The sequence below is a fragment of the Marinicrinis lubricantis genome, from assembly GCF_042658665.1.
Lineage (GTDB): Bacteria > Bacillota > Bacilli > Paenibacillales > KCTC-33676 > Marinicrinis > Marinicrinis lubricantis.
In genome coordinates this window covers 1-629 of sequence record NZ_JBHSQV010000049.1, presented here as the reverse complement: position 1 = coordinate 629, position 629 = coordinate 1, and the positions used below count along the sequence as shown (strand labels likewise).

General features: G+C 39.3%; 1 protein-coding gene and 1 pseudogene. Both read left to right on the top strand.

The window, feature by feature from the left end; translation table 11 throughout:
- Nucleotides 1-126 (top strand): annotated as a pseudogene (locus ACFPXP_RS07965) (RHS repeat-associated core domain-containing protein); the annotation flags it as partial.
- Between the two features lie 21 nt (nucleotides 127-147).
- The coding region (locus ACFPXP_RS07960) for a hypothetical protein (protein ID WP_379893708.1) at nucleotides 148-629 on the top strand (482 nt) is incomplete at its 3' end.

Here is a 629-nt window from a genome sequence, read left to right as displayed (position 1 = left end):
GGTTATACCGGATTAGGTTATGATTATTACAGTGACCTAACGTATGCAAGAGCACGGTATTATAAGCCGGAGCTAGGACGCTTCATTAGTGAGGATACGTATAAGGGAATTTTGACGAATCCATTGAGTCAGAATCAGTATACGTATGTGGGCAACAATCCGATCAATTTTGTGGATCCGAGTGGGTATTGTGGTATTTTACCCGATGGGAGTTATTACGGATGCTCGGAAATAGATACTCAGTTATTAAATTATAAACAGGACTGGATCAATGAATCGCCTCATAATCGGGCAGTAATAGCTAGTAAAGCGGAATTGTTAAGACAAAGAAACGAAGGGTATTGGATTGTAGCAGCAGATGAAAATATAAATGATTATAGATATAATAAAGATGATCTGTACTGGATGTGGTACTTTGGAGACAATAATATAGCATTATTGGTCGATCCAGAGACTGGCGAACAATACGGAAAAGAGTTTCAGACAAGAGTCATAAAAGGTTATATGGAAGAGCAGATCAGTAATGGATTCCCGGATTTCTGGGACGGTGTGACAACTGGGAGCATCTCATTGAGCTTAGGAGCTTACAAGCAGCTTTTTAAACTGGCTATTAAAAAGGGATTAAAGGG